The organism is Wenyingzhuangia marina (assembly GCF_900130035.1).
GTDB lineage: Bacteria > Bacteroidota > Bacteroidia > Flavobacteriales > Flavobacteriaceae > Wenyingzhuangia > Wenyingzhuangia marina.
This window is the reverse complement of the sequence record NZ_FQXQ01000004.1, coordinates 362,773-388,603: the sequence shown is the minus strand read 5'-3', so window position 1 is coordinate 388,603 and position 25,831 is coordinate 362,773. Positions and strand designations below refer to the sequence as shown.

Sequence of the window (25,831 nt, the reverse complement as noted above, 5' to 3'; positions counted from 1 at the left end):
ACAAAAACACTAAGTTTTTAAAAACAAAAAAGGATTCTAATGATGAAATTCATATTAATCTTTATAATTGCAAAAGCAAAGAAGCCAAAACAAATATGTTTTGGCTTCTTGATTTTTTATTTTTTTTGAGTTTCGTGATGTTTTAAAAACAATCCGTTCAAAAAGTTCCTTAATACTTGATCTTGACATTTTTTATAATGCTGATGCCCTGGTTTTCTAAAAAAAGCGGATAACTCTGATTTTCCAAAATTTAATCCTGCTAATTTTAACAAGGCTAAAATATCAGTATCCTTTAAATTAAGTGCAATTCGTAGCTTTCTAAAAACAATATTGTTATCTAATTCTTTTTCTGCTACAGGAATTTGTCCATCTTTTTTACCTCTATTATCAATAATCATCCCATTTAAAAAACTAGCAAATTGCTCATCCGATAGAGATAGGTTTTCTTTTTCTTCGGTATCTTTTTCTAACCATTTAGAAACATCCTCACGCACTACCTTAACTCCAACATGGTTAAAAAGTAAAATTATTTTTTCTGGATTGTAATTAAAAGCATACTTCAATCTTCTAAACACATCATTATTTGTCATTCTCTTTATTTTAAATTCTGCTTTACAGCATTATATTCTGTAATCATTTCATTCATAATATTAGCAATAGGTTGTACATCCTTAATCAATCCTGCAATTTGACCTATTTCTAATTTTCCATCCTCTACCTCTCCTTCAAAAATACCCGTTTTTAATTTAGCATTGTCATAAAAGGTTTTTAAAGTCTCTTTTGATGGATTTGTTTGATACAAAGCTAATAACTTTTGATAGTAATTATTTTTGATAATTCTAACTGGTGCCAACTCTTTAAAAGTTAATTGTGTAGTTCCGTCTTGCAGTTCCGTAATTAAATTTTTGAATTTTATATGCGCTGATGATTCTGTGCTGACTGCAAACCTACTTCCTATCTGAACTCCATCTGCACCCAACACCTCTGCCGCTAAAATTCCTCTACCACTGGCAATTCCTCCAGCTGCAATTAACGGAACTGATAAATATTCTTTTACCATTGGAATTAGTGTAAATGTAGTTGTTTCTTCACGTCCATTGTGTCCACCTGCTTCAAAACCTTCTGTTACTACAGCATCAACACCAGCTTCTTGAGCTTTCATTGCAAACTTTATACTACTTACCACATGTACTACTTTAATTCCATGCGATTTTAATTTTGACGTCCATGTATTAGGATTCCCGGCCGAGGTAAACACAATTTTCACTCCTTCTTCTACTACAATATCCACCATTTTATCAATCTCTGGATAAATCAAAGGAAGATTGACTCCAAAAGGTTTATCAGTAGCTTTTTTACATTTTTTAATATGTTCTCTAAAAACATCAGGATACATAGAACCTGCTCCAATTAATCCTAAACCTCCTGCATTACTAACTGCTGATGCTAATTTGTATCCGCTTACCCAAACCATTCCTCCTTGAATGATGGAGTATTTTATATTAAATAATTCTGTAACTCTATTGTATTGCATTTTTCTTAATTAAATAAGGACATGACTTTACTAACACCTTTATATTGATATTTGATATAATAAATTCCTGGTGATATATTTTCTATAAAAAAACCTGTGTGGTTCTTTGTTAGTTTTTCATTTGCTAAAAAATTTCCTAACGTAGAAAAAACCTGAACAGAAACTTCATTATAACTTTTATTCAACTGTATATATATACTATGATTTCCTTGTATAATATAAAAGGGGGGGGCTATATAGGCTGAATCAAATAATAACTGAGAAGCCAAATTATTCATATTTAAAACCCCAAACCCTCTTTGATCTGTTGGATTTGAATAATCTTTTGAATTTTCCATAACCATTTGTCTGATTTCTAAACTTGTTTTGTTTGGATAAGCCTGCCATAAACAAGCCACTGCTCCAGCAATAATAGGTCCTGAAAAAGAAGTCCCATTAGAAACAACCAGCTCATCATCTTCGTTCACTACAAAAACATTTCCTCCTAGCGCTAAAGTTTCTGGTTTTACTCTATTATCTGCCGAAGGACCAAAAGAGGAAAAACCTACTATATTTTCATTGGCATCAACTGCACCAACAGAAATGATGTTTTTGGCATCTGCAGGAGCTGTTAAATAACGCCAAGCATCATTTCCTGAGTTTCCCATAGAATTTACCAAAACCATTCCTTTTTGAGCTGCTATATTAGCCCCACGAGTAATAAACGTAGTCTCTCCATCCATATCAGCATAAGTATAATTATACTTATTTTCATCAAACTCACTATATCCTAATGAAGTATTGATAATATCTACTCCCAAACTATCTGCTTGCTCAGCTGCTTGCACCCATAAACTCTCTTCTAAAGGAGTTTCATTGGTATCATCTTCAGTTACAAACAAATAAAAACTTGCTTTGGGAGCCGTTCCTATAAATTCGTTTTCTTTGATAGCTGCTATGGTTGAGAGTACTTGTGTTCCGTGAGTGGTTCCTGTATTTATATAAAAATCTTCAGAATTATTTACAAAATCATATCCTCCTAAAATTTCCCCATTAGCATCATCATTATCTAACAAATGAGCAAAAGCTCCTGCTGTATTTACGCCGTAAAACCCGGCATCAATAATGGCTATTTGCATTCCTTGTCCTTCAATATTTGCATTGTGAAATTTTTCAACTCCCAACATGGTTACTTGATTGGTAGCCACTCCATAATTAGAAACAGTATTTGCAGCAAATTTGTTGATTTTAAAAACTTTGTTTGAAGTCGTATTTGGTGGATTGATGACTCCTATACTTTTATTAGCAAACTGAATACTATCTACCGAGGCTAAATTTTGAAGATTCAAAATATCAGTTTCTAATCCAAAAACATGAACGGCATTCAACCATTTAGAAATTGCTTTTACAACAATTCCATTACTATTTTTTACTGATGATATATAAGTTTCTTCAACAGGAACATCTTGAATAGTAATACTAACATTTTGACGATCTCTCCTGTCTATAGCGCGTTGCGATAAAAAACTTAAAGGATTATTAAGAAACGTTTGAGCATTAGGCTTGTCTTTAAAATAAACCCATGCGTGTTCTTGAGCCTGTAACATGCTTGAGCATAAAAACATCAAAAACACAAACTTTCTCATTCTGATTTTAGTTTGTAGTGAAGTTACGCAATTACTCCCGATCCTAAAAGTTCATCTTCTAAATGCCAAGCTACAAATTGTCCCTCTTGAATAGCAGATTGTGGATTCTCAAATTCCACATACATTCCGTTGGGTACTTGATATAAAGTTGCTTTTTCTAAAGGTTGACGATAACGAATTCTTGCTAACACTTCCATGGAATCACCTGTTTGTAAAGCTAAGTCCTCACGAATCCAATGTAATTCCTCATTGCTAACAAACAATACTTTTCTATATAATCCTGGATGGTTTTTACCTTCTCCCGTATAAATTACATTTTCGTTAACATCGGTTTCAATGACAAACAAAGGCTCTTGTGTTCCACCAACTGCCAAACCTTTACGCTGTCCTTTGGTAAAATAATGTGCTCCTTGGTGTTTTGCTACTATTTTTCCATTGGCAACAGTATAGGTATATTTTTGACTATGGAAAGCCAATTCTTCTAGTTTGTTTTCAAAAGCAGGAACATTTCTAGTATATCCATCAAAAGTACTTGGAATTTGAACAATGACTCCCTCTTTAGGTTGTAATTTTTGTTGCAAAAATTCTGGCAAACGTACTTTACCAATAAAACATAAACCTTGTGAGTCTTTTTTCTCTGCCGTTACCAAATCTAATTCTTTGGCAATTTCTCTTACTTCCGGCTTTGTTAATTCTCCAATTGGGAACAAAGCTTTAGACAATTGCTCTTGAGACAACTGACATAAAAAATACGATTGATCTTTATTATTATCAATTCCAGCTTTTAATTGATATACTTCTTTTCCATTAGCATCTTGTGTAATTCCTCTACGACAATAATGCCCTGTAGCCACATAATCGGCTCCTAAACTCAATGCAATTTTCATAAAAACATCAAACTTAATTTCACGATTACAAAGCACATCAGGATTAGGAGTTCTTCCCAATTCATATTCCTTAAACATGTAATTCACAATACGATCTTTGTACTCCTCGCTCAAGTCAACAACCTGAAAAGGAATTCCTAATTTTTCTGCCACCAACATGGCATCATTACTGTCTTCTAACCAAGGACATTCGTTAGAAATAGTTACAGAATCATCGTGCCAGTTTTTCATAAACAAACCAATCACTTCATACCCTTGTCGCTGTAATAAATGTGCTGCAACACTACTATCTACTCCTCCTGAAAGTCCAACTACTACACGTTTCATATTCAAAAAATTGAGGTTACAAAGATAGTATAAAAATAAGAGTTAGAAACCTAAACAATAGATCAAAAAAAAGCTTGTTTATATGATCAAATAAACAAGCTTTTCTATTATTTTTCACTTTCCTTTTGTTTTCTTTTAATGTTTTCTAAAATCTCCTCATCAGTTAGTTTTCTAATTCTATCCTTTTCTTCTTGCTCTTTCTTTTTTTGAATGTTTTTTAAAATTTCTGCATCCTCTGCCCTTTTAATCTCTTTTATTTTTGCTTCCATTTTAGAAGCAATGCTCCTTAAAATTTCATCATCTGTAGCTTTTGAGTATTCTTTTTTAGGTGCTTTTTTCTTTTTAATATTTTCTAAAATCTCTTCATCAGAAGGTGGATTGTATGAATATTCCTTTTCTTTTTTGCGTTCTATATTTTCTAATATTTCTTCATCTGTAATTTTAGGATATTCTTTAGGTTTCTCTGCTTTTTCATCAATACTAGCTAAAATAGCTTCATCAGATGGATGGTCTCTTTTTTTATTAGGCTCTTTGTATCCCATATATTTTCCATCAATATAATAATCCCATCTTCCTACTTTGTAATCTTTATAGTACAACCCAGATTCTTTAATATTTCCATTCACTTCAAAAAACTTTGCTCGCCCGTGTAACAAACCATCTTGATAAGTCATTTCGTGCAACTTTATTCCATCTTTAGAAAAACGAGCTGTAATTCCATCTAACTTTCCATTTTTATACTCACTAATTTCAGCAATGCTATCATTATCATAAAACACTTTTCTTTCTCCGTTTAGTTGATTATTATCGTAATTTTCTACTAATATTAATCTTTCTTGTGAATCATAATATTTCCAAACACCAATTCTATTTTTACCCAACATAGTCCCTTCACTTTTCTTTTTACCATAAATGTCATAAAAAGTAACCTTTGCAGTGTCTGATTTATCATCAAAAAACTTTCTAATGCTTGGATAATTATTAATGATTTTATTTTCGTAAAACAAAAACTCTCCCACTTCTTTACCATGTTCAAAAGTTCCAGAATAACGAACTCTACCTGAATCATATCTTTTTTCCCAAAAGCCATGTCGCTTTCCTTGCTCATCATATTGGTTAATTTCTTGAGCAAAAATGAACAAAGGCAAAAAAAACAATAAAAAGAAGGTACTTTTTTTATACATGAAAATATTTTTTAACGTGATGCTATTCTCTATAACGTAAGACTTAGACTAGTGTTGTGTCTATTATATTTACTTATAATAAAATGGAAATTACAAAGTTTAAGGATTACAAAAAAACATCTTTTAACTTTTCTTAATTTGACGTACTTTTGTCGCTTAAACATATTTACAAAAACATGAGTTTATCAAATTTAAATGCCATCTCTCCTATTGATGGAAGATATAGAGGAAAAGTAGAATCTTTAGCTGCTTACTATTCTGAAGAAGCATTAATTAAATACAGAGTAAAAGTTGAAATTGAGTATTTTATTGCTTTGTGCGAAATTCCTTTGCCACAATTAGAGGATTTTAACGCAGATTTATATGCAGATTTAAGAAAGATTTATCAAAACTTTACTACTGCTGATGCTCAAAAAATTAAAGATATTGAAAAAGTAACCAACCACGATGTAAAAGCAGTTGAGTACTTTATCAAAGAAAAGTTTGATGCTTTAGAATTACAACCTTTTAAAGAATTTATCCACTTTGGATTGACTTCTCAGGATATTAACAACACTGCCATTCCATTATCTATAAAAGATATGTTTGATGAAGTTTACAATGCTGAATTAGAAGCTGTAGTAAACAAACTAAAAGAATTGGCTGCTGAATGGAGCGATGTTTCTATGTTGGCACGTACTCACGGACAACCAGCTTCTCCTACTCGTTTAGGAAAAGAAATCATGGTTTTTGTAGAACGTATCAATCAACAAATTACATTGCTAAAACAAGTTCCTCATGCAGCAAAATTTGGTGGAGCAACAGGAAACTACAATGCACACCACGTTGCGTATCCAAATATCGATTGGAAATCTTTTGGAACTGATTTTGTAGAAAACAAATTAGGATTACACCACTCTTTCCCTACTACACAAATTGAGCACTATGACCACATGGCTGCTATTTTTGATACAGTAAAAAGAATTAACAGTATTATTATTGATTTAGATAGAGATGTTTGGACCTATGTTTCTAACGATTATTTTAAACAAAAAATTAAAAAAGGAGAAGTTGGTTCATCAGCAATGCCACATAAGGTAAATCCTATTGATTTTGAAAACTCTGAAGGAAATTTAGGAATTGCCAATGCTATTTTTGAACACTTGGCTATTAAATTACCAGTCTCTAGATTACAGCGTGATTTAACAGATTCTACTGTTTTAAGAAATATTGGAGTTCCTTTTGGACATACTTTAATTGGTTTTGCTTCTACTTTAAAAGGCTTAGGTAAATTGTTAATTAACCGTGATGCTTTTGCTAAAGATTTAGAAAACAACTGGGCTGTAGTTGCAGAGGCGATTCAAACAATTTTACGTAGAGAAGCATATCCAAATCCATACGAAGCACTAAAGGGATTGACTCGTGTAAACGAAAAAATTACAGGAACAACCATTGCTAATTTCATAGACACTTTAGAAGTTTCTGATGACATTAAAAATGAGTTAAAAGTCATTACTCCAGCTAACTATACAGGAATCTAAATTGATGAGATTTCTACTATATATCATATCAGCATTCGTTTTTATTTCCTGTAATACAGGAAATAAAACGGATGTTATGTCTTTTAGAGAAGGACATTTTAAAACCTATTTGGGAGAAAGAAAAGACAGTTCTACTTTTTACAGAAACAAGAATCTACAAATAGAAACTTATAAAAGCAAAACAGATACTTTTCATATTCGATGGATTTCTAATTTTGAATATGAGTTGCTTAAAACAAATCCAAAAAGTAAATTAGATAGTATTCCTTTTAAAGTAAGAATTACCGCCATTAAAAATAATTATTATAAATTTAAAGGTGCTTACGAAGGAAGTGATTTTGTACAAACAGGAACCAGCCACATAATACAAGAGTAAACACCACTTTAGTAAAGCACAATCAATAATATTGCTATGTATAAGTTTGTGTTTTTCTGCATTTTTGTATGCAACATTTTGTATGCTCAAAATAATTTTAGTCAACAAGATACTCTAAGAGGAAGTATTACCCCTGAAAGGGCTTGGTGGGATGTTATTAATTATACTTTAGATATTCATGTTTTTCCAAAAACAAAAAGTATCAAAGGAAGTAACACCATCACTTATAACGTTTTAAAACCACATCAAAAGTTACAAATAGAACTACAACCTCCTTTAGTAATAGATTCTATTATTCAAAACAAACAAAAACTATCTCATTATAAAATTGGCTTTAGTTACTTTATCAATCTGATAAAAAAACAAAAAGTAAACACTTCTGAAAAAATCACCATTTATTATCATGGAAAACCAAAAGAAGCAATTAAAGCTCCTTGGGATGGTGGAATTGTTTGGAGCAAAGATCAAAATGGAAATGATTTTATAGCTACAGCAAACCAATCTATTGGTTCAAGTATTTGGTGGCCTTGTAAAGATCATCCTGCTGATGAAGCAGAAAATATGCAAATTACTGTGACTTGTCCAGATCCTTTGATGGATGTTTCTAACGGTAGAAAGATCAAAACTAAAAAAAACAAAGATAACACCACTTCTTATACTTGGAAAGTCATCAATCCTATTAACAATTACGGAGTTAGTTTAAATATTGCAAATTATGATCATTTTAGCGAAACTTATAAGGGAGAAAAAGGAAATTTAGATTGCAATTACTACGTGATTTCTACTAATTTAAAAAAAGCCAAAGAACATTTTAAAGATGTTCCTAAAATGTTAAAAGCTTTTGAATATTGGTTTGGTCCATATCCTTTTTACGAAGACGGATACAAACTTGTTGAAACGCCATATTTAGGTATGGAACATCAAAGTTGTGTGGCTTACGGAAACAACTATTTAAAAGGTTATTTAGGTTATCCTATGGGAACCTCCGAATGGGGAAAAAAGTTTGACTTTATTATTATTCATGAATCTGGTCACGAATGGTTTGCTAACAATATTACTTGCAAAGATGTTGCTGATTTATGGATTCACGAAGCTTTTACTTCCTACTCAGAAGCATTGTTTGTAGATTACCATTACGGAATTAAAGCAGGAAATGAATATGCGCAAGGACAAAGAGCTCTGGTAAAAAACGATCGTCCTATTATTGGTACTTACAATGTACATCATGAAGGTAGCTCGGACATGTATCCTAAAGGAAGTTTAATGTTACATACCTTACGTCAAATTATTAATAACGATAAAAAATGGCGAAATATTTTAAGAGGTCTCAATAATGAATTTCATCACCAAACAGTAACTGGAAATCAAGTAATTGAATATATTAATAAAAAAGTTAAGATGGATTTAACTAGCTTTTTTAAACAATACTTAAGCACCACTAAGATTCCAACCCTACTCGTAGAAAAAAGAAGTAATTACATATACTATGCATGGGAAAACGTAGTAGATGACTTTAATATACCTATTAAAATCTATTTAGACAATAAAGAAAAATGGATTTACCCTAAAGAAAAAGAATGGAAAAAAATAAGTGGAAAATACCGACAATTTAAAGTTGATAAAAACTTTTACATCATGGTAAAAGAAATATAAATAAGTCAAAATAAAAAAGAGATACTTTAAAAGTATCTCTTTTTTATTATTGTTTGATATTATTAATTATACTTAGCCGCTAACTTTTTAGCTTCAGGTAAGTAATTTTTTAAGGTTGCAATTCTTGTACTATTAGATGGGTGAGTACTTAAAAATTCTGGTGGTGCACCTCCTCCTATTTCACTCATACGTTCCCAAACTCTAACGGCTTCTTCTCCATTATAACCGGCCATAATCATAAAAACCAATCCTAATTTATCTGCTTCAGTTTCGTGTGTTCTACTGTATTTTAACATCCCTAACTGAGAACCAACACCATATGCCATGTTCCACATTTCTTTGGTTTTAGCATCTGCATCGCCTGTTCCTATTTCAATAGCCATCGCACCATATTGCTGAATTTGACTAGAACTCATACGCTCTTGTCCATGTTTAGCAAAAGCATGGGCTACTTCATGCCCCATAATTGCAGCTATTCCATCTGTGTTTTTAGCCACAGGTAAAATTCCAGTATAAAAAACTACTTTCCCCCCTGGCATACACCATGCGTTTAATTGATCATCTTTTACCAAATTAAACTCCCATCGATAATTATCTGCTTCTGCACTCATTCCATTTTTACGCATAAACTTATCAACTGCCGCAGAAATTCTTGCTCCAACAGCTTTTATTTCTTGCGTTTTTGCTTTGTCTGTAGATAGGGTGTTTTCTTTTAAAAAGGCATCATATTGTGCAAAACTTGTAGGAAGCACCTCTGCATCAGAAACAAAATTTAAACGTTTTCTTCCTGTAATAGGCACTGTAGAACAAGCTACCATTATTGCCGTTACTATTATTAATGATATTGTTTTTTTCATGTTGCAAATAAATTTGTTTTACACAAATATAACATTTGACAGAAAACTAAGTAATGATTCCGCTAGAGATTCGACTTAATTTTTAAATATCAAAAAAATGAAATCAAAACTTAGCTTTTTTACTTTATTCACCGTTTTTTTTATTGGTAGTATATCTGCTCAAAAGAAAATTATCAAAACCGATGCTGAATGGAAAAAAATATTAACTCCTGCACAGTATCAGGTTCTTAGAAAAGCTGGAACAGAACCTGCCTTTTCTGGTAAATATGATCACTTTTATAAAAAAGGGACTTATTACTGTGCTGCCTGTAACACTCCCTTATTTACCTCTAAAAGTAAATTCGACTCAGGTTCAGGGTGGCCATCTTTTGACAATCATATAGGAAATAATGTTGGTTTTCATGAGGACGACAAATACGGAATTACCAGAACAGAAATTATCTGTAATATTTGTGATGGACACTTGGGACATATGTTTATGGATGGTCCAAAAAAAACCACAGGAAAAAGATATTGTGTAAATTCTTTGGCCTTAAAATTCAAGAAATCACAATAACCTAACATAAGTCAATGATATTTAAATACTTAATACATAAATTTATGAGGAATAAATGTTAGACTACTCGTTTCATGGTCGTTTAATCATTTTAAGAAAAATTATAGTATTTGTTTTTATGTTTTACAATTAAACCCTCCAAATCTGGAGGGTTTTTTGTTAGGTATAAACCCTTTAAAAGTTATGATATTCTTGTATATTTGCAGCTCAACTTTAACAAAGTAAATTACAGCATATGTTTAATAATTTATCAGATAAACTAGATAAAGCCTTACATCTTTTAAAAGGACACGGAAAAATAACAGAAGTAAATGTAGCAGATACATTAAAAGAAGTACGTAGAGCATTGTTAGATGCCGATGTAAACTTTAAAATAGCTAAAGATTTTACAACAAGAGTTAAAGAGAAAGCACTAGGACAAGATGTATTAACTACCTTAAATCCTGGTCAGTTAATGGTTAAACTTGTAAAAGACGAGTTAACCGAATTAATGGGAGGAGAAACTGCTGGAGTTAATTTAACTGGATCTCCTACTGTAATTTTAATGGCTGGTTTACAAGGTTCTGGTAAAACTACTTTTTCTGGAAAGTTAGCCAACTATTTAAAAACTAAAAAAACAAAGCAAGTACTTTTGGTTGGAGCCGATGTATATCGTCCTGCCGCTATTAACCAGTTACAAGTTGTAGGAGAACAAATTGGCGTTGAAGTATATGCTGAAATTGAAAATAAAAATCCTGTAGAAATTGCACAAAATGCTATTGCCTATGCAAAAGCCAATGGTAAAAATACAGTGATTATAGATACTGCTGGTCGTTTGGCTATTGATGAGGCTTTGATGACAGAAATATCTAACATTCATAAAGCCGTAACCCCACAAGAGACTTTATTTGTAGTAGATTCTATGACAGGGCAAGATGCTGTAAACACGGCAAAAGCTTTTAACGATTTGTTAAATTTTGATGGAGTTGTATTAACAAAATTAGATGGTGATACTCGTGGTGGAGCTGCATTAACTATTAAATCCGTAGTTAACAAGCCTATTAAGTTTATTGGTACTGGAGAAAAAATGGAAGCGATTGATGTTTTCTATCCAGAACGTATGGCCGATCGTATTTTGGGAATGGGAGATGTAGTTTCTTTAGTAGAACGTGCCCAAGAACAATATGATGAAGAAGAAGCTAGAAAATTACAAAAGAAAATTGCCAAAGATCAATTTGGTTTTGATGATTTCTTAAGTCAAATTCAGCAAATCAAAAAAATGGGGAATATGAAAGACTTGGTTGGAATGATACCAGGTGCTGGAAAAGCCTTAAAAGATGTTGATATTGATGATGATGCTTTTAAAGGAATTGAAGCGATTATAAAATCTATGACTCCTTTAGAGAGAACAGAGCCTAAAGTAATCAACGCTTCTAGAAAAAAGAGAATTGCCAAAGGATCTGGAACTTCTATTACCGAAGTAAACCAATTGTTAAAACAATTTTTCCAAATGAGCAAAATGATGAAAATGATGCAAGGTGGTGGTTCTAGAAAAATGATGCAGATGATGCAAGGAATGAAAGGTAGAATGCCAGGAATGTAATCAATAGTAATTAGTTTATAACTAACAATAAAAAACTTACTACTGTGTACTTTGTACTCAGTACTAAAAATAACGAGATGACAATATTAGACGGTAAAAAAACCTCTGCAGACATCAAAGCTGAAATTGCAGAAAAAGTAAAAGAATTAAAAGCTCAAGATAAAAAAACACCTCATTTAGCAGCTGTTATTGTTGGAAATGATGGTGCCAGTAAAACCTATGTTGGAGCTAAAGTGAAAGCTTGCGAACTAGTAGGTTTTGATTCTACTTTGATAGAATTACCAACAGAAACAACAGAAGCTGAATTGTTAACTAAAATTGAAGAATTAAACAACAATGATGCTATTGATGGTTATATCGTTCAATTACCTTTACCTAAACATATTGATGAGCACAAAGTTTTGTTAGCCGTTGATGCGACCAAAGATGTAGATGGTTTCCATCCAACAAATGTAGGTAGAATGGCTTTAGAATTGCCTACTTTTTTACCTGCAACTCCTTACGGAGTAATGGAATTGTTAGAGCGCTATAAAGTTCCAACTTCTGGTAAAAACGTAGTAGTCATTGGTCGTTCTCATATTGTAGGTAGGCCTATGAGTATTTTAATGTCTCAAAAAAGAGCAGCAGGAGATGCTACTGTAACTGTAGCACATTCAAGAACCGCTAACCTAAAAGAATTAACATTAAAAGCTGATATTATTGTTGTGGCTTTAGGAGTTGCTGAATTCTTAACTGGTGATATGGTAAAAGAGGGAGTTACTATTATTGATGTAGGAATTACTCGTTTAGATGACCCATCAAAAAAGAATGGTTTCCGTTTGGCTGGAGATGTTCATTTTGAATCTGTAGCACCTAAGGCTGACTTTATTACTCCTGTCCCAGGAGGTGTTGGACCAATGACTATTGCCATGTTATTAAAGAATACTTTATTAGCTGGAGAAAATAGAGCTTAATTATTTAAGACATAATAAATCATAAAAAAGGCATCCTAAATTTAGGATGCCTTTTTTATGATTTTAATATCAGTTTTATTCTTAATTGAACCAAACTGTAAAAGAAGTAAATTTTGAGTTTTCTGGAATTTGAGCTTTATCAATATCTCCTAAAGTAAATACTTTAATCCCAACATCTTCTTTATCAATAGTAAATGTTGCATTGATGTCTTTTACAAAAACTGTAATCAATTTAAAGCTAGCTTCTAACTTTTCTATATTATGATTGATATTTAAATCATTAAACGTAGATCCTAACCCTACAGATTTTTTAGTTGTAAATTCGTCGCTAAAAACAGTAACACTCTTAATTTTAGATACACTATCTAATGGATTTACTGGTGATATAGAAAGTAATAATTTTCCTCCTTTTTGATAAACTAGATAAGTATCGTTATCTCCAATATAATCATTCATATTTCCTAAATCTCCTTCGCTTAATCTAGAAACAATAGAATCATTTTTAAATAAATTAGTCAATTCTTTAACATTTGTGGTCTTTGTAATAGGTCCAACTTTGTCTAAATCAATAGTTGTATCTTTAGATTGACATGAAACAACCATGACAATAACTACTAATAGGGCAAATACTCTTTTCATATAGTTTTAAAATTTAAAGCACTAAGTTACGTAAATCCTTCAGGATATCGATAACAAAACCTTTGAACAACAATTAATTTATATTCTTTATTTTCTTGTATCTTTGCGCACCAAAACAAACCCAATGGATAACAAAACTAATGAACTTGTAAATAAAGGTATTATGCTTCCTTTAATGGAAGAATTCTACACAATACAGGGAGAAGGAGCTCACACTGGTACTGCCGCATACTTTATTAGAGTAGGAGGTTGTGATGTGGGTTGCCATTGGTGTGATGTTAAAGAAAGTTGGGATGCAAATTTACATCCACCAACACATGCTGATTTAATTGTTAAAAATGCTAGTCCTTATAAAACTATTGTCATTACTGGTGGAGAACCTTTAATGTGGGACATGCAATATTTAACTTCGTCTTTACAAAATCAAGGATTACAAACACATATTGAAACTTCTGGTGCTTATCCATTAAGCGGACAGTGGAATTGGATTTGTTTATCTCCTAAGAAAACAAAATTACCTTTAGAGGGTATTTATCCTGAAGCTCACGAGCTAAAAATGATAATCTATAATAAAAGTGATTTTGAATTTGCTGAGCAACAAGCGGCTAAAGTTTCTGATAAATGTGGCTTATATTTACAACCAGAATGGAGTAAAAAAGAAATAATGACTCCTATGATTGTAGATTATGTAATGAAAAATCCAAAATGGAAAATTTCTTTACAAACACATAAATATCTAAATATACCTTAAAGTTTAGCGTTTACCAACGATAAAATTTTATTGAACTGTTCTTCTCTAGATAAATTTGAATTGTCTATTTCAATAGCATCTTTTGCTATTTCTAGTGGTGAATCTGTTCTTGTAGTATCTAAAGTATCACGTTCTACTACATTGTTATACACTTCTTTGTAAGAAACTTCGGTATTTCCTTTGGCTTGTAATTCATCAAACCTACGTTGTGCTCTGGTTTCTGCAGATGCTGTCATAAACAACTTTAATTCAGCATTAGGAAACACAACTGTACCTATATCTCTTCCATCCATTACAATTCCTTTAGCTTTTCCCATTTCTTGTTGTAAAGCCACTAATTTCTGTCTTACTGCAGATATAGAAGCTACTTTGCTTACGTAAGAAGAAACTTCCATACCTCTAATTTCAGTTTCAACGTTTACACCATTTAAATACACTTCTGAAAAACCTAATTGAGCATTGTATTTAAAATCGATATTTATTTTATCTAAGCTCTCTATTAACTTCTCTACATTTATATCTCCTTCATTTATATAATTATTTTGAATTGCATACAAAGCCACTGCTCTGTACATCGCCCCAGTATCTACATAAATATATCCTAATTCTTTTGCCAATTGTTTGGCTACGGTACTTTTTCCTGTGGATGAAAATCCATCAATAGCAATGGTAATTTTTGATGTCATAATTTATAAATGTACAGTTAACCCAAAGGTACTGTATTTTGCTCCTTCTTGAAATTTTGCATAAGCATAATCAAATCTTAAAAATTTGGTATTGAATCCAAAACCATAAGACAATCCTGCTCCTGTTCTTACTTCGTTTAATTGATATTCTTGAGCCCTACGATGATTATAACCTATTCTAAGGTTAATCATTTTTTCTGGCCACAATTCAGCTCCAATAGATACATGCCTTAATGCATTGTTGATATCACTTACAGCTTCTGGAGTTACTTTGTTGTCTAAATCTGTTTTAGATCTTGATGGATTAGGTTCACTAATGCTCCAATTATTCAACTCATCAATAGCCCCATATACTTTAAGAGGAACATGTTCTAGTCTATATTCCATTGATAAAATGGCGTTATTTCTAATCAATTCTTTTTTATCAATAAAAGCAGATAATTGTTTACCCGAATTTCTTAACACCAAGGACATTACAAAAGGTTTAGTAGGATGCATATAAGTAATTCCTAAATCATATAAAAGAGCTGAGGAAATGTAAGTATCAATTTTAGATGAAATATATTTTAATGAGGCTCCAAAAGAAACCGATTCTAAAGTATATCCATACCCAATATTAAAAGAAAGGTCTCTTGCTGAAAAAATTCCTACAACAGTTGGCCCACTAGCCTCAGTTCTTTCAAAATCACCATAATTAAAATATTGAACTCCTATAAAAGCTGTTCCGTACAAAGGATTGATTGATTTTGCATAAGAAAGTGACCCTACATTTATTCCTGAAATATATTTGATATAATTTAATGAAAGATCATTCTCCATTTTCGAGTTTACTGATGCTGGATTCCACAAAGTTTGAGAAACATCTTCTCTAGAAGTAAGAGTAACTCCACCCAAAGCAACTTGCTTGGCAGAAGTAGGTATATTTAGAAAAGTATATAAAGTTTCACCACCAGTTTGCGAAAACAAACTACTGGATACCAATACAGAAAATAAAAAAACTATGTACTTCATTCTTTAATACTTCTTCGTGAGCAAATATAAATGGTTGATTTTAATATTTTATACAATCTCATTTTAGATTTTGTCTAAACCTCACTCATCTTTAATAATTGATAATGCAATGCTGCTACCTCTTTAGCAAGTTTTTCTAAATCACTATTATGAATTACAAAATCAGCTTTTTTTATTTTATCTTCTTGACTCCATTGATTGTTCATTCTGGACAATACAGTTTCTCTGTCTACTTTATCTCTTTTCATCACCCTAGAAATTCTGTCTTCTAACTCAGCCGCTACTACTATCACTTTATCACAAAGATGCTCACTTTTATTTTCGTATAAAATAGCATTCTCATATACCAAATATGGGGCTTTTTGCTTTGCTACAAATTCTTGAAAATGTTTATGAACCGCAGGATGTACAATAGTATTTAACGCAGTTAATAATTTTTTATTATTAAATACTTTCTGGGCAATATAAGTTCTATTCAACTCATTATTATGATAAGACTCAACTCCTAACAAATGAATAATACTTTCTTTTACTTCATTGGAATGAACCATGATCTTTTTAGCTTCAACATCCGCCTGATATACTGGAACCCCTAAAGACTCAAACATTTTTAAGGCAGTACTTTTACCACTACCAATTCCACCTGTTAATCCTACTATCATTTATTTTAGAATTAAATATTCTAACTCATCAATATTTAACTTTACAGAAGAAACCATGGTTGGCTTTTGTCTTATTTCAGGAGTCATGTGTTTACTTGTTCTTTTGTTATAATCACAGACCACTAAAAATTCAGAAGCTTTGACTTCATTAAATTGAGACAATCTTACCAAACAACTTAGTTCTATTTTTTTAGGATAAATCACTATCTCATCATCACTGGGAGCATTGATAATTTGAACAGGAACCGTTAATGTTTTTTCTGTAATTTTTTCGACTTCAACTTTTAAACGTACTTTATCATCAGAATATGTAATCTTAGGAATATTGGGTTTTACAATAGCAATTTCTTCGTTTACAGGTTCTTGTACATTGACTTTTTTTAAAGGTTCTAAAGCTATTTGATTTATTTTAGCCACCTGCATTTCGGGACCTGAAATTTGTATAGAATCGGGAACAATTATATTTCCTGAAAAGGATTTATATCCTAAGTGATAACTTATATTAATATTGGGCACAACTGGAACCTTTTTAAAACTCCTCTTTCCTAATTTTACGAATAAGGTATCAGAAATTACATCAACCAAAGTAATATTTTCTTTAATAGAATTTCTTACTTGCTTTTTAAGATCATCATTCACCAAGTAATAATCATAAGTGTTTTTTCTTTTTAAATGTTGTACCGAAACTTCAATTTCGGGCTTACTAAAAGCAACTCCTAAAAAATAAAATCCGTTGGCTTCAATTCTAAACCCTAATTCTTTTGGTGGATTTTCTTGAAACACATAATCATTTGATAATGATGAATAATGAATTGGATAATAAACTATTTGACTGTATTCTTTTGATAATTTATTAAGAAACCAAAAAACAAAAGTTCCCAAAACAAAAATTAGAAACACGGAGTCTCTCTTTTTATTGAATTTAAAAATAGTTTGCTTTTTAGTTTTCTTCATAATAGCTAAAATAGGAAATGAAAGGCAAACAACATGATATTATTACAAACAAAAACACCCTTAGATTTCTCTAAAGGTGTTTGATTTATGACTTTTCTGAAATAATTATTTTTTTTCAGGAGCGTTATATTTTTTTGTTAACTCCATTGACAAGGCTGTTTTTTCCATTAACAATTTACCTGCATTGGTTTCAATCATTACAGTTCCTTCATTCACCTCTACTAATTTTCCGTGAATTCCTCCTGTAGTTACTACTTTAGTTCCTTTTACTAAACTTTCTTTAAATTTCTTTTCGTTTCTACTTCTTCTTACTTGTGGAATAATCATAAAAAATACTACGAAAATTACCATAATAACTAAAAACATTGGACTCATTGCCCCTTCTTGTAATGCTATCATTTTAAACTATTTGTTGATTAAATTATTATCTTAAAATTTACAGTAAACTTATGGGTTTGTTTTCTGATTACAAAGTTCCTCTACCGATTTTATTCAGCCTATTTGTATCCTGAAAATCTTTCCAAATTTTATCTAAAACTCCATTAATAAACGTGCTACTTTTTTCTGTTGAGTAGTCTTTAGCTATTTCTAAATATTCATTAATAGTAGCTTTAACTGGAATTGATGGGAATTTTAAAAACTCGCAAATAGCCATTTTAATTAAAATCATGTCTAAATCTGCAATACGATCTGTTTCCCAGTTTGGTGTTTTATCAGCAATTTCTTCTTCAAACTTAGGTAAGTTTAAAACAGTTTTTTTGAATAATTCTGAAGCAAAAGCCTCGTCATCACTATTTTTATAAAGTCTACCAATAATAAAATCATCCTTAGCTCTTAACTCCTGTAATGTTTTTACTACCCAAGTATTTACAAAAGGAATATCATCTACCCAGCTAATATTTTCACCTTCAAAATATTCAGCTAATTTTTCATTAGGAGCAATAAATTCAGCAAAAAACTTAACTGCAAATTTTTGATCTTTCTTAAAAGAAGTCTCTTCATCTGCCATGTAATTTTTATACAAATCACTTGCTAATAAATTATCGTAAACAATAGAAACGTATTTATCATCTAAATACCAATTGTTTAAATTGTTTTCTTCTATATAGTTTTGTAAAGACACACTTTCTTTTAAAGTTTTGATGACTTTATTATCTATAAATTTTCTGTTTGGATTTAGCTCTTCTTTAGTTACAAAATACTTCTTCTTAGAAATTTCTGAAGTTTTTTCTGCAATTTGATTAACTCTTACCAACATATCTAAAGACAGTATGTACAAGTCGTACATTTTATCTATACTTTGTCTTAAGAATTTTTCTTCTTTAACAATATTATCACTTTTGGCATGAATCATCGCGTAAACGGATTGCATCACCTTTACACGAATATGTCTTCTGTTAATCATTTAGAAAGAACTTAAAGTTTTTGAGAGTACAAAAGTAACACTTAATTAAATTATTTTGAAACATTAACTAAAAAATATTATTTCGGTACATTTTATGTGATGCTTCCACATGAAATCAAACTAGTTTAATAACAAGAATATAGTATCTTCGTATCCACAAATAATGCACTCCCTTTCCGATGAAAGAATTACAATATATCAATCAATTTTTTTACAAATACAGATATCGTTTATTGCTAGGAATTTTAATATCCATTGCCTCAAGGTACTTAGCTGTTAAAGTTCCAGAAATTGTTAAAAACTCAGTAAACGCTGCTACCGATTATCACAAAGGTATATTAACAGATTTATCCGTTGTAAAAACTGAATTACTCAACAATATTTTACTTATTATTGGATTGGCTGTTTTGTCTGGATTCTTTACTTTTTTAATGAGACAAACCATTATTGTAACTTCTAGATTGGTAGAATATGATTTAAAAAATCAGGTTTATCAACAATATCAAAGATTGAGTTTAAACTTTTACAAGAAAAACCGTACAGGTGATTTGATGAATCGTATTAGTGAAGATGTTGGGAAAGTAAGAATGTATGTTGGGCCTGCAATTATGTATACCATAAACATGTTAGTCATGTTTTCAGTGGCTATTTATAAAATGGTTCAAATAGATATAAAACTTACTTTATACACTTTAATTCCCTTTCCTCTATTATCAATTTCCATTTTTGTATTGAGTAAAAACATTAACAAAAGAAGTACTATTGTTCAACAACAATTGTCTAAACTAACCACATTTACTCAAGAAGTTTTCTCTGGAATGAATGTGATTAAATCTTATGCTATTGAAGGAATTACCCGTAATGACTTTATTGATATTGCTGAAGAAAACAAACAAAAAAACATTAGTTTATTTAAGGTTCAGGCCTTCTTTTTTCCTTTAATGATTTTATTAATTGGTACCGCAAATATTATTGTATTATATGTGGGGGGAATGGAATATATTAAAGGAAATATTAGTGTCGGGGTTATTGCAGAGTTTATTATGTACACCAACATGTTAACATGGCCTGTAGCTATTGTGGGTTGGGTAACCTCTACGGTACAAGAAGCAGAAGCATCTCAAAAAAGAATTAATGAATTTTTAAAACAAGAACCTGAGATTATCAATCAAAATGAAACTGTTACTGAAATAAAAGGAGCTATTAAATTTAAAAACGTTTCTCTTACTTATGACGATACCAATATTACAGCCTTAAAAAACATTTCTTTTGAAGTAAACCCAGGAGAAACCATTGCTATTATTGGTAAAACGGGTTCTGGAAAATCTAGCATCTTAAATTTAGTAAGTAGGTTATACGATGTAACTACGGGAATTATTGAAATTGACGATCAACCTATTCAAGAACTAAATCTTTACAACTTAAGGAATAACATTGGTTTTGTGCCTCAAGATCCATTCTTATTTTCTGACACCATAGGTAACAACATCCGTTTTGGTAAAGAAGATGCTACAGAAGAAGAAATGATGGAAGCTGCAAAAAAAGCGGTAGTTCACGATAATATTATTCTATTTAACAAAAAATACAATACAATTTTAGGAGAGCGTGGAGTTACATTATCCGGAGGTCAAAAACAAAGAGTTTCTATTGCCAGAGCAATTATAAAGAATCCTAAAATATACATTTTTGATGACTGTTTATCTGCTGTAGACACTGAAACAGAAGAACAAATTTTAAAGAACTTAAAATCCATTAGTAAGAACAATACTACGCTTATTGTAAGTCACAGAATTAGTGCAGCACAAAATGCAGATAAAGTTATTGTATTAGATAATGGTGAAATTGTTCAACAAGGAACTCATTCTCAGCTATTAAACCAGCATGGGATTTTCCATGATATGTACGAACAACAACTACAAGAAAAAGAAATAGAATAATGTGCTCTAAATAATTATTTTTATATATTTGAGTAGATAACAATAATTAGCTAAATAATGAAAGAAAGAGAAGGGCAAGAAGAAATTTTTTCTCAAATTTTGAGGGCAGGAAGAAGAACCTATTTTTTTGATGTAAGAGCTACCAAAGCGGGAGATTATTACTTAACGGTGACAGAGAGTAAAAAGTTTACTCATGATGATGGATCTTTTCATTACCAAAAACACAAAATTTATTTATACAAAGAAGATTTTGTTGAGTTCCAAGAACAACTAAAACAAGCTACAGACTACATCATTAACGAAAAAGGTGAAGAAGTTATTAGCGAAAGACATCAAAAAGACTTTAAAAAAGAGGATGAGGATGCCAATAATGAAAACATGGCAACTGCAGATTTCACAGAAGTTAATTTTGACGATATTTAATAATAAAGCTCAGTATTAAAACTGAGCTTTATTATTTTTTACAATTCATAATTATAGAACCAACATTTATGAAAAGTCTAAATGTTGGTTTATATTTTTCCTAGGACAATACTTCTTGTACTTTTTCTGCTGCTTCTTGGAATTCAACTGCTGAAATTACATTCAATCCTTCTTGAGCATCAATTAATGCTTTTGCTTCAACTGCGTTAGTCCCTTGTAATCTTACAATAATTGGCACATTAATCGCGTTTTTCATATTATTGTAAGCATCTACAACTCCTTGTGCCACACGGTCACAACGAACAATACCTCCAAAAATATTTACCAAAATAGCTTTTACATTAGGATCTTTTAATATAATTCTAAAAGCAATTTCTACTCTTTTTGCATCTGCTGTACCTCCAACATCTAAAAAGTTAGCTGGTTCTCCTCCTGCTTGCTTTATTAAGTCCATAGTTCCCATAGCCAATCCTGCTCCATTTACCATACATCCTACGTTTCCGTCTAAAGCTACATAGTTTAATCCTGCTGCTTTTGCTTCTACTTCTATTGGATGCTCTTCACGAATATCTCTATACTCTAAATAATCTTTATGACGGTATAATGCATTTTCATCTAAAGAAACCTTTGCATCTACTGCTAAAATTTTATTATCAGAAGTTTTTAATACTGGGTTGATTTCGAACATAGCAGCATCAGAACTTTCATATGCTTTATATAAAGACATCACAAATTTTGTCATTTCTTTAAAAGCATTTCCTGATAATCCTAAGTTAAAAGCAATTTTACGAGCTTGGAAAGGCAATAATCCTGTTCCTGGATCTATTTCTTCTGTAAAAATTAACTCAGGTGTTTTTTCTGCAACCTCTTCAATATCCATTCCTCCTTCTGGGGAATACATGACCATATTTTTTCCAGTAGCTCTGTTTAACAATATAGAAACATAAAACTCTTCTGTTTCACTTTCTCCTGGGTAATATACATCCTCAGCTATTAAAACTTGACTCACCAATTTCCCTTCTGCTGAAGTTTGAGGAGTAATTAACATCATTCCAATAATATCATTAGAAATCTTTTTTACTTCCTCTAAATTTTTAGCCAATTTAACTCCACCACCTTTACCACGACCACCTGCATGAACTTGAGCTTTTACAACATACCAACTAGTTCCTGTTTTCTCTGTTAATTCTTTTGCAGCCTTAACAGCTTCTTCTGGAGTCTGAGCTACAATTCCTCTTTGAATTCCAACGCCAAAACTACTTAAAATCTCTTTTCCTTGATATTCGTGTAAGTTCATTTTTATTTTGAATAAGTTTTTTATAATCGCCGTAAAAGTAGTGATATCAATACAAATATTTTACTAATATCTGTGCTTTTTAAATAAAATTTTCTAAAACGTTTTCTACCACTAAAAACAAAGGAATTAGCATAAAAAAAACGCCTTCAAATAAATTGAAAGCGTTTTTTAATATGTTAAAAGTACCTAAAAACTATGCTAATACTTCTTGTACTTTTTCTGCTGCTTCTTGGAATTCAACTGCTGAAATTACATTCAATCCTTCTTGAGCATCAATTAATGCTTTTGCTTCAACTGCGTTGGTACCTTGTAATCTTACAATAATTGGCACATTAATCGCGTTTTTCATATTATTATAAGCATCTACAACTCCTTGTGCCACACGGTCACAACGAACAATACCTCCAAAAATATTTACCAAAATAGCTTTTACATTAGGATCTTTTAATATAATTCTAAAAGCAATTTCTACTCTTTTTGCATCTGCAGTACCTCCAACATCTAAAAAGTTAGCTGGTTCTCCTCCTGCTTGCTTTATTAAATCCATAGTTCCCATAGCCAATCCAGCTCCGTTTACCATACATCCTACGTTTCCATCTAAGGCTACATAGTTCAATCCTGCTGCTTTTGCTTCTACTTCAATTGGATGTTCTTCACGAATATCTCTATAATCTAAATAGTTTTTATGACGATATAATGCATTTTCATCTAAAGAAACCTTTGCATCTACTGCTAAAATTTGATCATCAGCAGTTTTAAACACAGGGTTAATTTCAAATAGAGAAGAATCTGACCCTTCGTAAGCTTTGTATAAAGCAGTAGCGAACTTTGTCATATCTTTAAATGCAGCTCCAGACAATCCTAAATTAAAAGCAATTTTACGAGCCTGAAAAGGTAATAATCCTGTTGCTGGATCTATTTCTTCTGTAAAAATTAACTCAGGTGTTTTTTCTGCAACTTCTTCAATATCCATCCCTCCTTCTGGAGAATACATAATCATATTTTTACCAGTAGCTCTGTTTAATAAAACAGACATATAATATTCTTCTGGTTTAGAAGGACCATCGTAATAAACATTTTCAGAAATTAATACTTGGTGTACTTCTTTTCCTTCAGCAGAAGTTTGAGGCGTAACTAACATCATTCCGATGATTTGCTCAGCATACATTTTAACTTCTTCGATAGATTTAGCGATTTTTACACCACCTCCTTTACCACGTCCACCAGCGTGTATTTGTGCTTTTACAGCAAAAACAGTACATCCTTTTTCTGCATGAATCTTATTTGCAGCTTCTAATGCTTCTTCAGGAGTTGTTGCAACAAGCTCCATAGGCACTTTTACTCCAAAACTCTTTAAAATTTCCTTTCCTTGAAATTCGTGTAAATTCATAAAACTCTCTCTTAAAATTATGTATAGACTTCAAAAATATAAATAACCATCCACTAACTCCCTTATTCAAACAATATTTTTTAATAAAAAAATAAGTATTTAACAAAAAAGCCATAATCGTATCTTTTTTAGTACTTTCGTTTGGTTACTTTTCTAGTTATGATTATTGCAAAAAACATTCGAAAAACATTTAACAACACTCCTGTTCTAAAGGGGATTGATTTACATATAAAAAAAGGTGAAATAGTTGCCATTGTTGGCCCTTCTGGAGCTGGTAAAACAACTCTTTTACAAATTTTAAGCACGTTAGATAAACCTGATGAAATTAAAGAGAGTGAATTAAGAATTAATAGCATCTCTCCTATTGAATTAAACGACAAAAAAATATCAGAATTCAGAAATGAGCATATTGGTTTTGTCTTTCAATTTCATCAATTATTACCAGAATTTACTGCCATAGAAAATGTTTGTATTCCTGCTTACATAGGGAACAAAAAAGCAGAAGCCACCAAACAAAGAGCTTTAGAATTGTTAGACTTTTTAGGAATTAAAAACAAAGCTGAAAGCAAACCCAATCAACTTTCTGGGGGAGAACAACAACGTGTTGCGGTTGCTAGAGCGTTAATTAATCAACCTGCTATTGTTTTTGCTGACGAGCCTAGTGGAAACCTTGACACTGAAAGCGCTGCCAATTTACATGATTTGTTTTTTGAACTAAGAGATAAATTTGATCAAACTTTTGTAATTGTTACCCACAATGAAAAATTGGCCAACATGGCTGATAGAAAATTAACCATGAGAGATGGATATCTCTTAAACGAATAAAGAATGATTGGAATAATTAGTGCCATGCACGATGAGTTGGCAGAACTTTTAGATATTTTACAAGATAAAAAAACAGTTGTTTTAGGAAATAGAGAGTATCACACTGGTAATATCACCAATCAAAAAGTAGTAATTGTTTTTTCTAAATGGGGAAAAGTAGCCGCTGCAATTACTACCACTCAATTAATTAGTAGTTTTAAGCCTACAAAAATTATTTTCTCAGGAGTAGCTGGAGCCATCAATCCAACATTAAATATTGGAGATATTGTTTATGGTACCTCTTTAATTCAGCACGATATGGATGCCACGCCATTGTTTCCAAAGTTTGAAATTCCACTATTAGGAAAATCAACCATTGAAACCATTGTTGATGAAAAACTTTATCAATGTGTAGAAGAATTTAACAATCAATATTATGAATATGTTTCTCCCGAAGAAGCCAATGAATTTGGAATCAAATCTCCTAAAATAATCAAAGGAATCATTGCTAGTGGTGATGAATTTATTAGCGATAACATCAAACAAAAACAATTACAAAATGACATTCCAGATTTACAATGCGTAGAAATGGAAGGAGCTGCAGTAGCTCAAGTTTGCGATGAATATAAAATTCCTTTCCATATTATTAGAATTATATCAGACAAGGCAGACCATAGTGCACATATTGATTTCCCTGCCTTTACCAAACAAATTGCCAGCAAGTATGCAAAAGGGATTCTAGAAAATTATTGCAGTTAAGCATAGTTTCTGTATCTTTGACCAATCCTTGAAACAATGACGAATAACGCTAAACATCT

26 protein-coding genes are annotated in these 25,831 nt (G+C 31.3%); 11 read left to right on the top strand and 15 right to left on the bottom strand.

Features of this window, described 5'->3' with window-relative positions:
* Positions 1–116 precede the first annotated feature (116 nt).
* From BUB70_RS11180 to BUB70_RS11160, 5 genes are all read right to left on the bottom strand, one after another.
* Positions 117–590, bottom strand: coding sequence for a YehS family protein (locus BUB70_RS11180; protein WP_073121567.1), 474 nt, complete (start codon positions 588–590; stop codon positions 117–119).
* A 5-nt stretch (positions 591–595) separates the two neighbouring features.
* On the bottom strand, positions 596–1,534 hold the full coding sequence (locus BUB70_RS11175) for an NAD(P)H-dependent flavin oxidoreductase (protein WP_073121565.1): 939 nt from the start codon (positions 1,532–1,534) through the stop codon (positions 596–598).
* Positions 1,535–1,539: 5 nt separating this feature from the next.
* Complete coding sequence (locus BUB70_RS11170) at positions 1,540–3,159, bottom strand: S8 family peptidase (protein ID WP_073121563.1); 1,620 nt, start codon at positions 3,157–3,159, stop codon at positions 1,540–1,542.
* A 23-nt stretch (positions 3,160–3,182) separates the two neighbouring features.
* A complete protein-coding gene (gene mnmA / locus BUB70_RS11165; protein ID WP_073121561.1) occupies positions 3,183–4,373 on the bottom strand; it encodes a tRNA 2-thiouridine(34) synthase MnmA in 1,191 nt (396 codons plus the stop codon).
* 107 nt (positions 4,374–4,480) lie between these two features.
* The gene (locus BUB70_RS11160) at positions 4,481–5,557 is read right to left on the bottom strand and encodes a toxin-antitoxin system YwqK family antitoxin (protein ID WP_073121559.1); all 1,077 of its coding nucleotides are present in this window, start codon (positions 5,555–5,557) and stop codon (positions 4,481–4,483) included.
* Between the two features lie 176 nt (positions 5,558–5,733).
* Between BUB70_RS11160 and purB the strand changes: the two genes are divergently transcribed.
* From purB to BUB70_RS11145, 3 genes are all read left to right on the top strand, one after another.
* Positions 5,734–7,077 carry an adenylosuccinate lyase gene (gene purB, locus BUB70_RS11155; RefSeq protein ID WP_073121557.1) on the top strand — a complete coding sequence of 448 codons (1,344 nt, stop codon included), beginning with the start codon at positions 5,734–5,736 and terminating at the stop codon, positions 7,075–7,077.
* 76 nt (positions 7,078–7,153) lie between these two features.
* On the top strand, positions 7,154–7,453 hold the full coding sequence (locus BUB70_RS11150) for a hypothetical protein (protein WP_073121554.1): 300 nt from the start codon (positions 7,154–7,156) through the stop codon (positions 7,451–7,453).
* Between the two features lie 36 nt (positions 7,454–7,489).
* Positions 7,490–9,106: a M1 family metallopeptidase gene (locus BUB70_RS11145; protein WP_073121553.1), complete on the top strand. Its 1,617-nt coding sequence runs from the start codon at positions 7,490–7,492 to the stop codon at positions 9,104–9,106.
* A gap of 62 nt (positions 9,107–9,168) precedes the next feature.
* Here BUB70_RS11145 and BUB70_RS11140 read toward each other — a convergent pair whose 3' ends face one another.
* On the bottom strand, positions 9,169–9,963 hold the full coding sequence (locus tag BUB70_RS11140; RefSeq protein ID WP_073121550.1) for a M48 family metallopeptidase: 795 nt from the start codon (positions 9,961–9,963) through the stop codon (positions 9,169–9,171).
* A gap of 97 nt (positions 9,964–10,060) precedes the next feature.
* Between BUB70_RS11140 and msrB the strand changes: the two genes are divergently transcribed.
* From msrB to BUB70_RS11125, 3 genes are all read left to right on the top strand, one after another.
* Positions 10,061–10,519, top strand: a complete 459-nt coding sequence (gene msrB, locus BUB70_RS11135; RefSeq protein ID WP_073121547.1) for a peptide-methionine (R)-S-oxide reductase MsrB — start codon at positions 10,061–10,063, stop codon at positions 10,517–10,519.
* Between the two features lie 235 nt (positions 10,520–10,754).
* Positions 10,755–12,101, top strand: coding sequence for a signal recognition particle protein (ffh, locus tag BUB70_RS11130; protein WP_073121545.1), 1,347 nt, complete (start codon positions 10,755–10,757; stop codon positions 12,099–12,101).
* A gap of 77 nt (positions 12,102–12,178) precedes the next feature.
* On the top strand, positions 12,179–13,054 hold the full coding sequence (locus BUB70_RS11125) for a bifunctional 5,10-methylenetetrahydrofolate dehydrogenase/5,10-methenyltetrahydrofolate cyclohydrolase (protein ID WP_073121542.1): 876 nt from the start codon (positions 12,179–12,181) through the stop codon (positions 13,052–13,054).
* An 81-nt stretch (positions 13,055–13,135) separates the two neighbouring features.
* On the opposite strand, the gene BUB70_RS11120 is transcribed toward BUB70_RS11125, so the two are convergent.
* Positions 13,136–13,693 (bottom strand): hypothetical protein, encoded by a 558-nt coding sequence (locus BUB70_RS11120; protein WP_073121540.1) that lies wholly within the window; start codon positions 13,691–13,693, stop codon positions 13,136–13,138.
* Between the two features lie 124 nt (positions 13,694–13,817).
* Here BUB70_RS11120 and BUB70_RS11115 point away from each other — a divergent pair, with 124 nt between their 5' ends.
* Positions 13,818–14,444 carry a 7-carboxy-7-deazaguanine synthase QueE gene (locus BUB70_RS11115; RefSeq protein ID WP_073121538.1) on the top strand — a complete coding sequence of 209 codons (627 nt, stop codon included), beginning with the start codon at positions 13,818–13,820 and terminating at the stop codon, positions 14,442–14,444.
* Here BUB70_RS11115 and cmk read toward each other — a convergent pair.
* The 6 genes from cmk to nusB form a co-directional block, all read right to left on the bottom strand.
* Positions 14,441–15,130, bottom strand: a complete 690-nt coding sequence (gene cmk / locus BUB70_RS11110; RefSeq protein WP_073121536.1) for a (d)CMP kinase — start codon at positions 15,128–15,130, stop codon at positions 14,441–14,443. The genes BUB70_RS11115 and cmk overlap by 4 nt on opposite strands.
* Before the next feature lie 3 nt (positions 15,131–15,133).
* A complete protein-coding gene (gene porQ / locus BUB70_RS11105) occupies positions 15,134–16,141 on the bottom strand; it encodes a type IX secretion system protein PorQ (protein WP_073121534.1) in 1,008 nt (335 codons plus the stop codon).
* Positions 16,142–16,215: 74 nt separating this feature from the next.
* Positions 16,216–16,803: a dephospho-CoA kinase gene (gene coaE, locus BUB70_RS11100; RefSeq protein ID WP_073121532.1), complete on the bottom strand. Its 588-nt coding sequence runs from the start codon at positions 16,801–16,803 to the stop codon at positions 16,216–16,218.
* Positions 16,804–17,757, bottom strand: coding sequence for a YbbR-like domain-containing protein (locus BUB70_RS11095; RefSeq protein ID WP_073121530.1), 954 nt, complete (start codon positions 17,755–17,757; stop codon positions 16,804–16,806). It lies immediately after the preceding gene.
* A gap of 105 nt (positions 17,758–17,862) precedes the next feature.
* Positions 17,863–18,156 (bottom strand): preprotein translocase subunit YajC, encoded by a 294-nt coding sequence (gene yajC, locus BUB70_RS11090; RefSeq protein WP_073121528.1) that lies wholly within the window; start codon positions 18,154–18,156, stop codon positions 17,863–17,865.
* Positions 18,157–18,223: 67 nt separating this feature from the next.
* Positions 18,224–19,162: a transcription antitermination factor NusB gene (gene nusB / locus BUB70_RS11085; RefSeq protein ID WP_073121526.1), complete on the bottom strand. Its 939-nt coding sequence runs from the start codon at positions 19,160–19,162 to the stop codon at positions 18,224–18,226.
* A gap of 179 nt (positions 19,163–19,341) precedes the next feature.
* Here nusB and BUB70_RS11080 point away from each other — a divergent pair, with 179 nt between their 5' ends.
* Both BUB70_RS11080 and BUB70_RS11075 read left to right on the top strand, forming a co-directional pair.
* Positions 19,342–21,099, top strand: a complete 1,758-nt coding sequence (locus BUB70_RS11080; RefSeq protein ID WP_073121524.1) for an ABC transporter ATP-binding protein — start codon at positions 19,342–19,344, stop codon at positions 21,097–21,099.
* A 57-nt stretch (positions 21,100–21,156) separates the two neighbouring features.
* Positions 21,157–21,522, top strand: coding sequence for a PUR family DNA/RNA-binding protein (locus tag BUB70_RS11075; protein WP_073121522.1), 366 nt, complete (start codon positions 21,157–21,159; stop codon positions 21,520–21,522).
* Between the two features lie 100 nt (positions 21,523–21,622).
* Here BUB70_RS11075 and sucC (BUB70_RS11070) read toward each other — a convergent pair whose 3' ends face one another.
* Together sucC (BUB70_RS11070) and sucC (BUB70_RS11065) are read right to left on the bottom strand one after the other, a co-directional pair.
* Positions 21,623–22,819 (bottom strand): ADP-forming succinate--CoA ligase subunit beta, encoded by a 1,197-nt coding sequence (sucC, locus tag BUB70_RS11070; RefSeq protein WP_073121520.1) that lies wholly within the window; start codon positions 22,817–22,819, stop codon positions 21,623–21,625.
* A gap of 193 nt (positions 22,820–23,012) precedes the next feature.
* Positions 23,013–24,209 carry an ADP-forming succinate--CoA ligase subunit beta gene (gene sucC, locus BUB70_RS11065; protein ID WP_073121518.1) on the bottom strand — a complete coding sequence of 399 codons (1,197 nt, stop codon included), beginning with the start codon at positions 24,207–24,209 and terminating at the stop codon, positions 23,013–23,015.
* A gap of 159 nt (positions 24,210–24,368) precedes the next feature.
* Between sucC (BUB70_RS11065) and BUB70_RS11060 the strand changes: the two genes are divergently transcribed.
* Together BUB70_RS11060 and BUB70_RS11055 are read left to right on the top strand one after the other, a co-directional pair.
* Positions 24,369–25,034, top strand: a complete 666-nt coding sequence (locus tag BUB70_RS11060; protein WP_073121516.1) for an ABC transporter ATP-binding protein — start codon at positions 24,369–24,371, stop codon at positions 25,032–25,034.
* 3 nt (positions 25,035–25,037) lie between these two features.
* Positions 25,038–25,772 carry a 5'-methylthioadenosine/adenosylhomocysteine nucleosidase gene (locus BUB70_RS11055; RefSeq protein WP_073121515.1) on the top strand — a complete coding sequence of 245 codons (735 nt, stop codon included), beginning with the start codon at positions 25,038–25,040 and terminating at the stop codon, positions 25,770–25,772.
* Positions 25,773–25,831 lie beyond the last annotated feature (59 nt).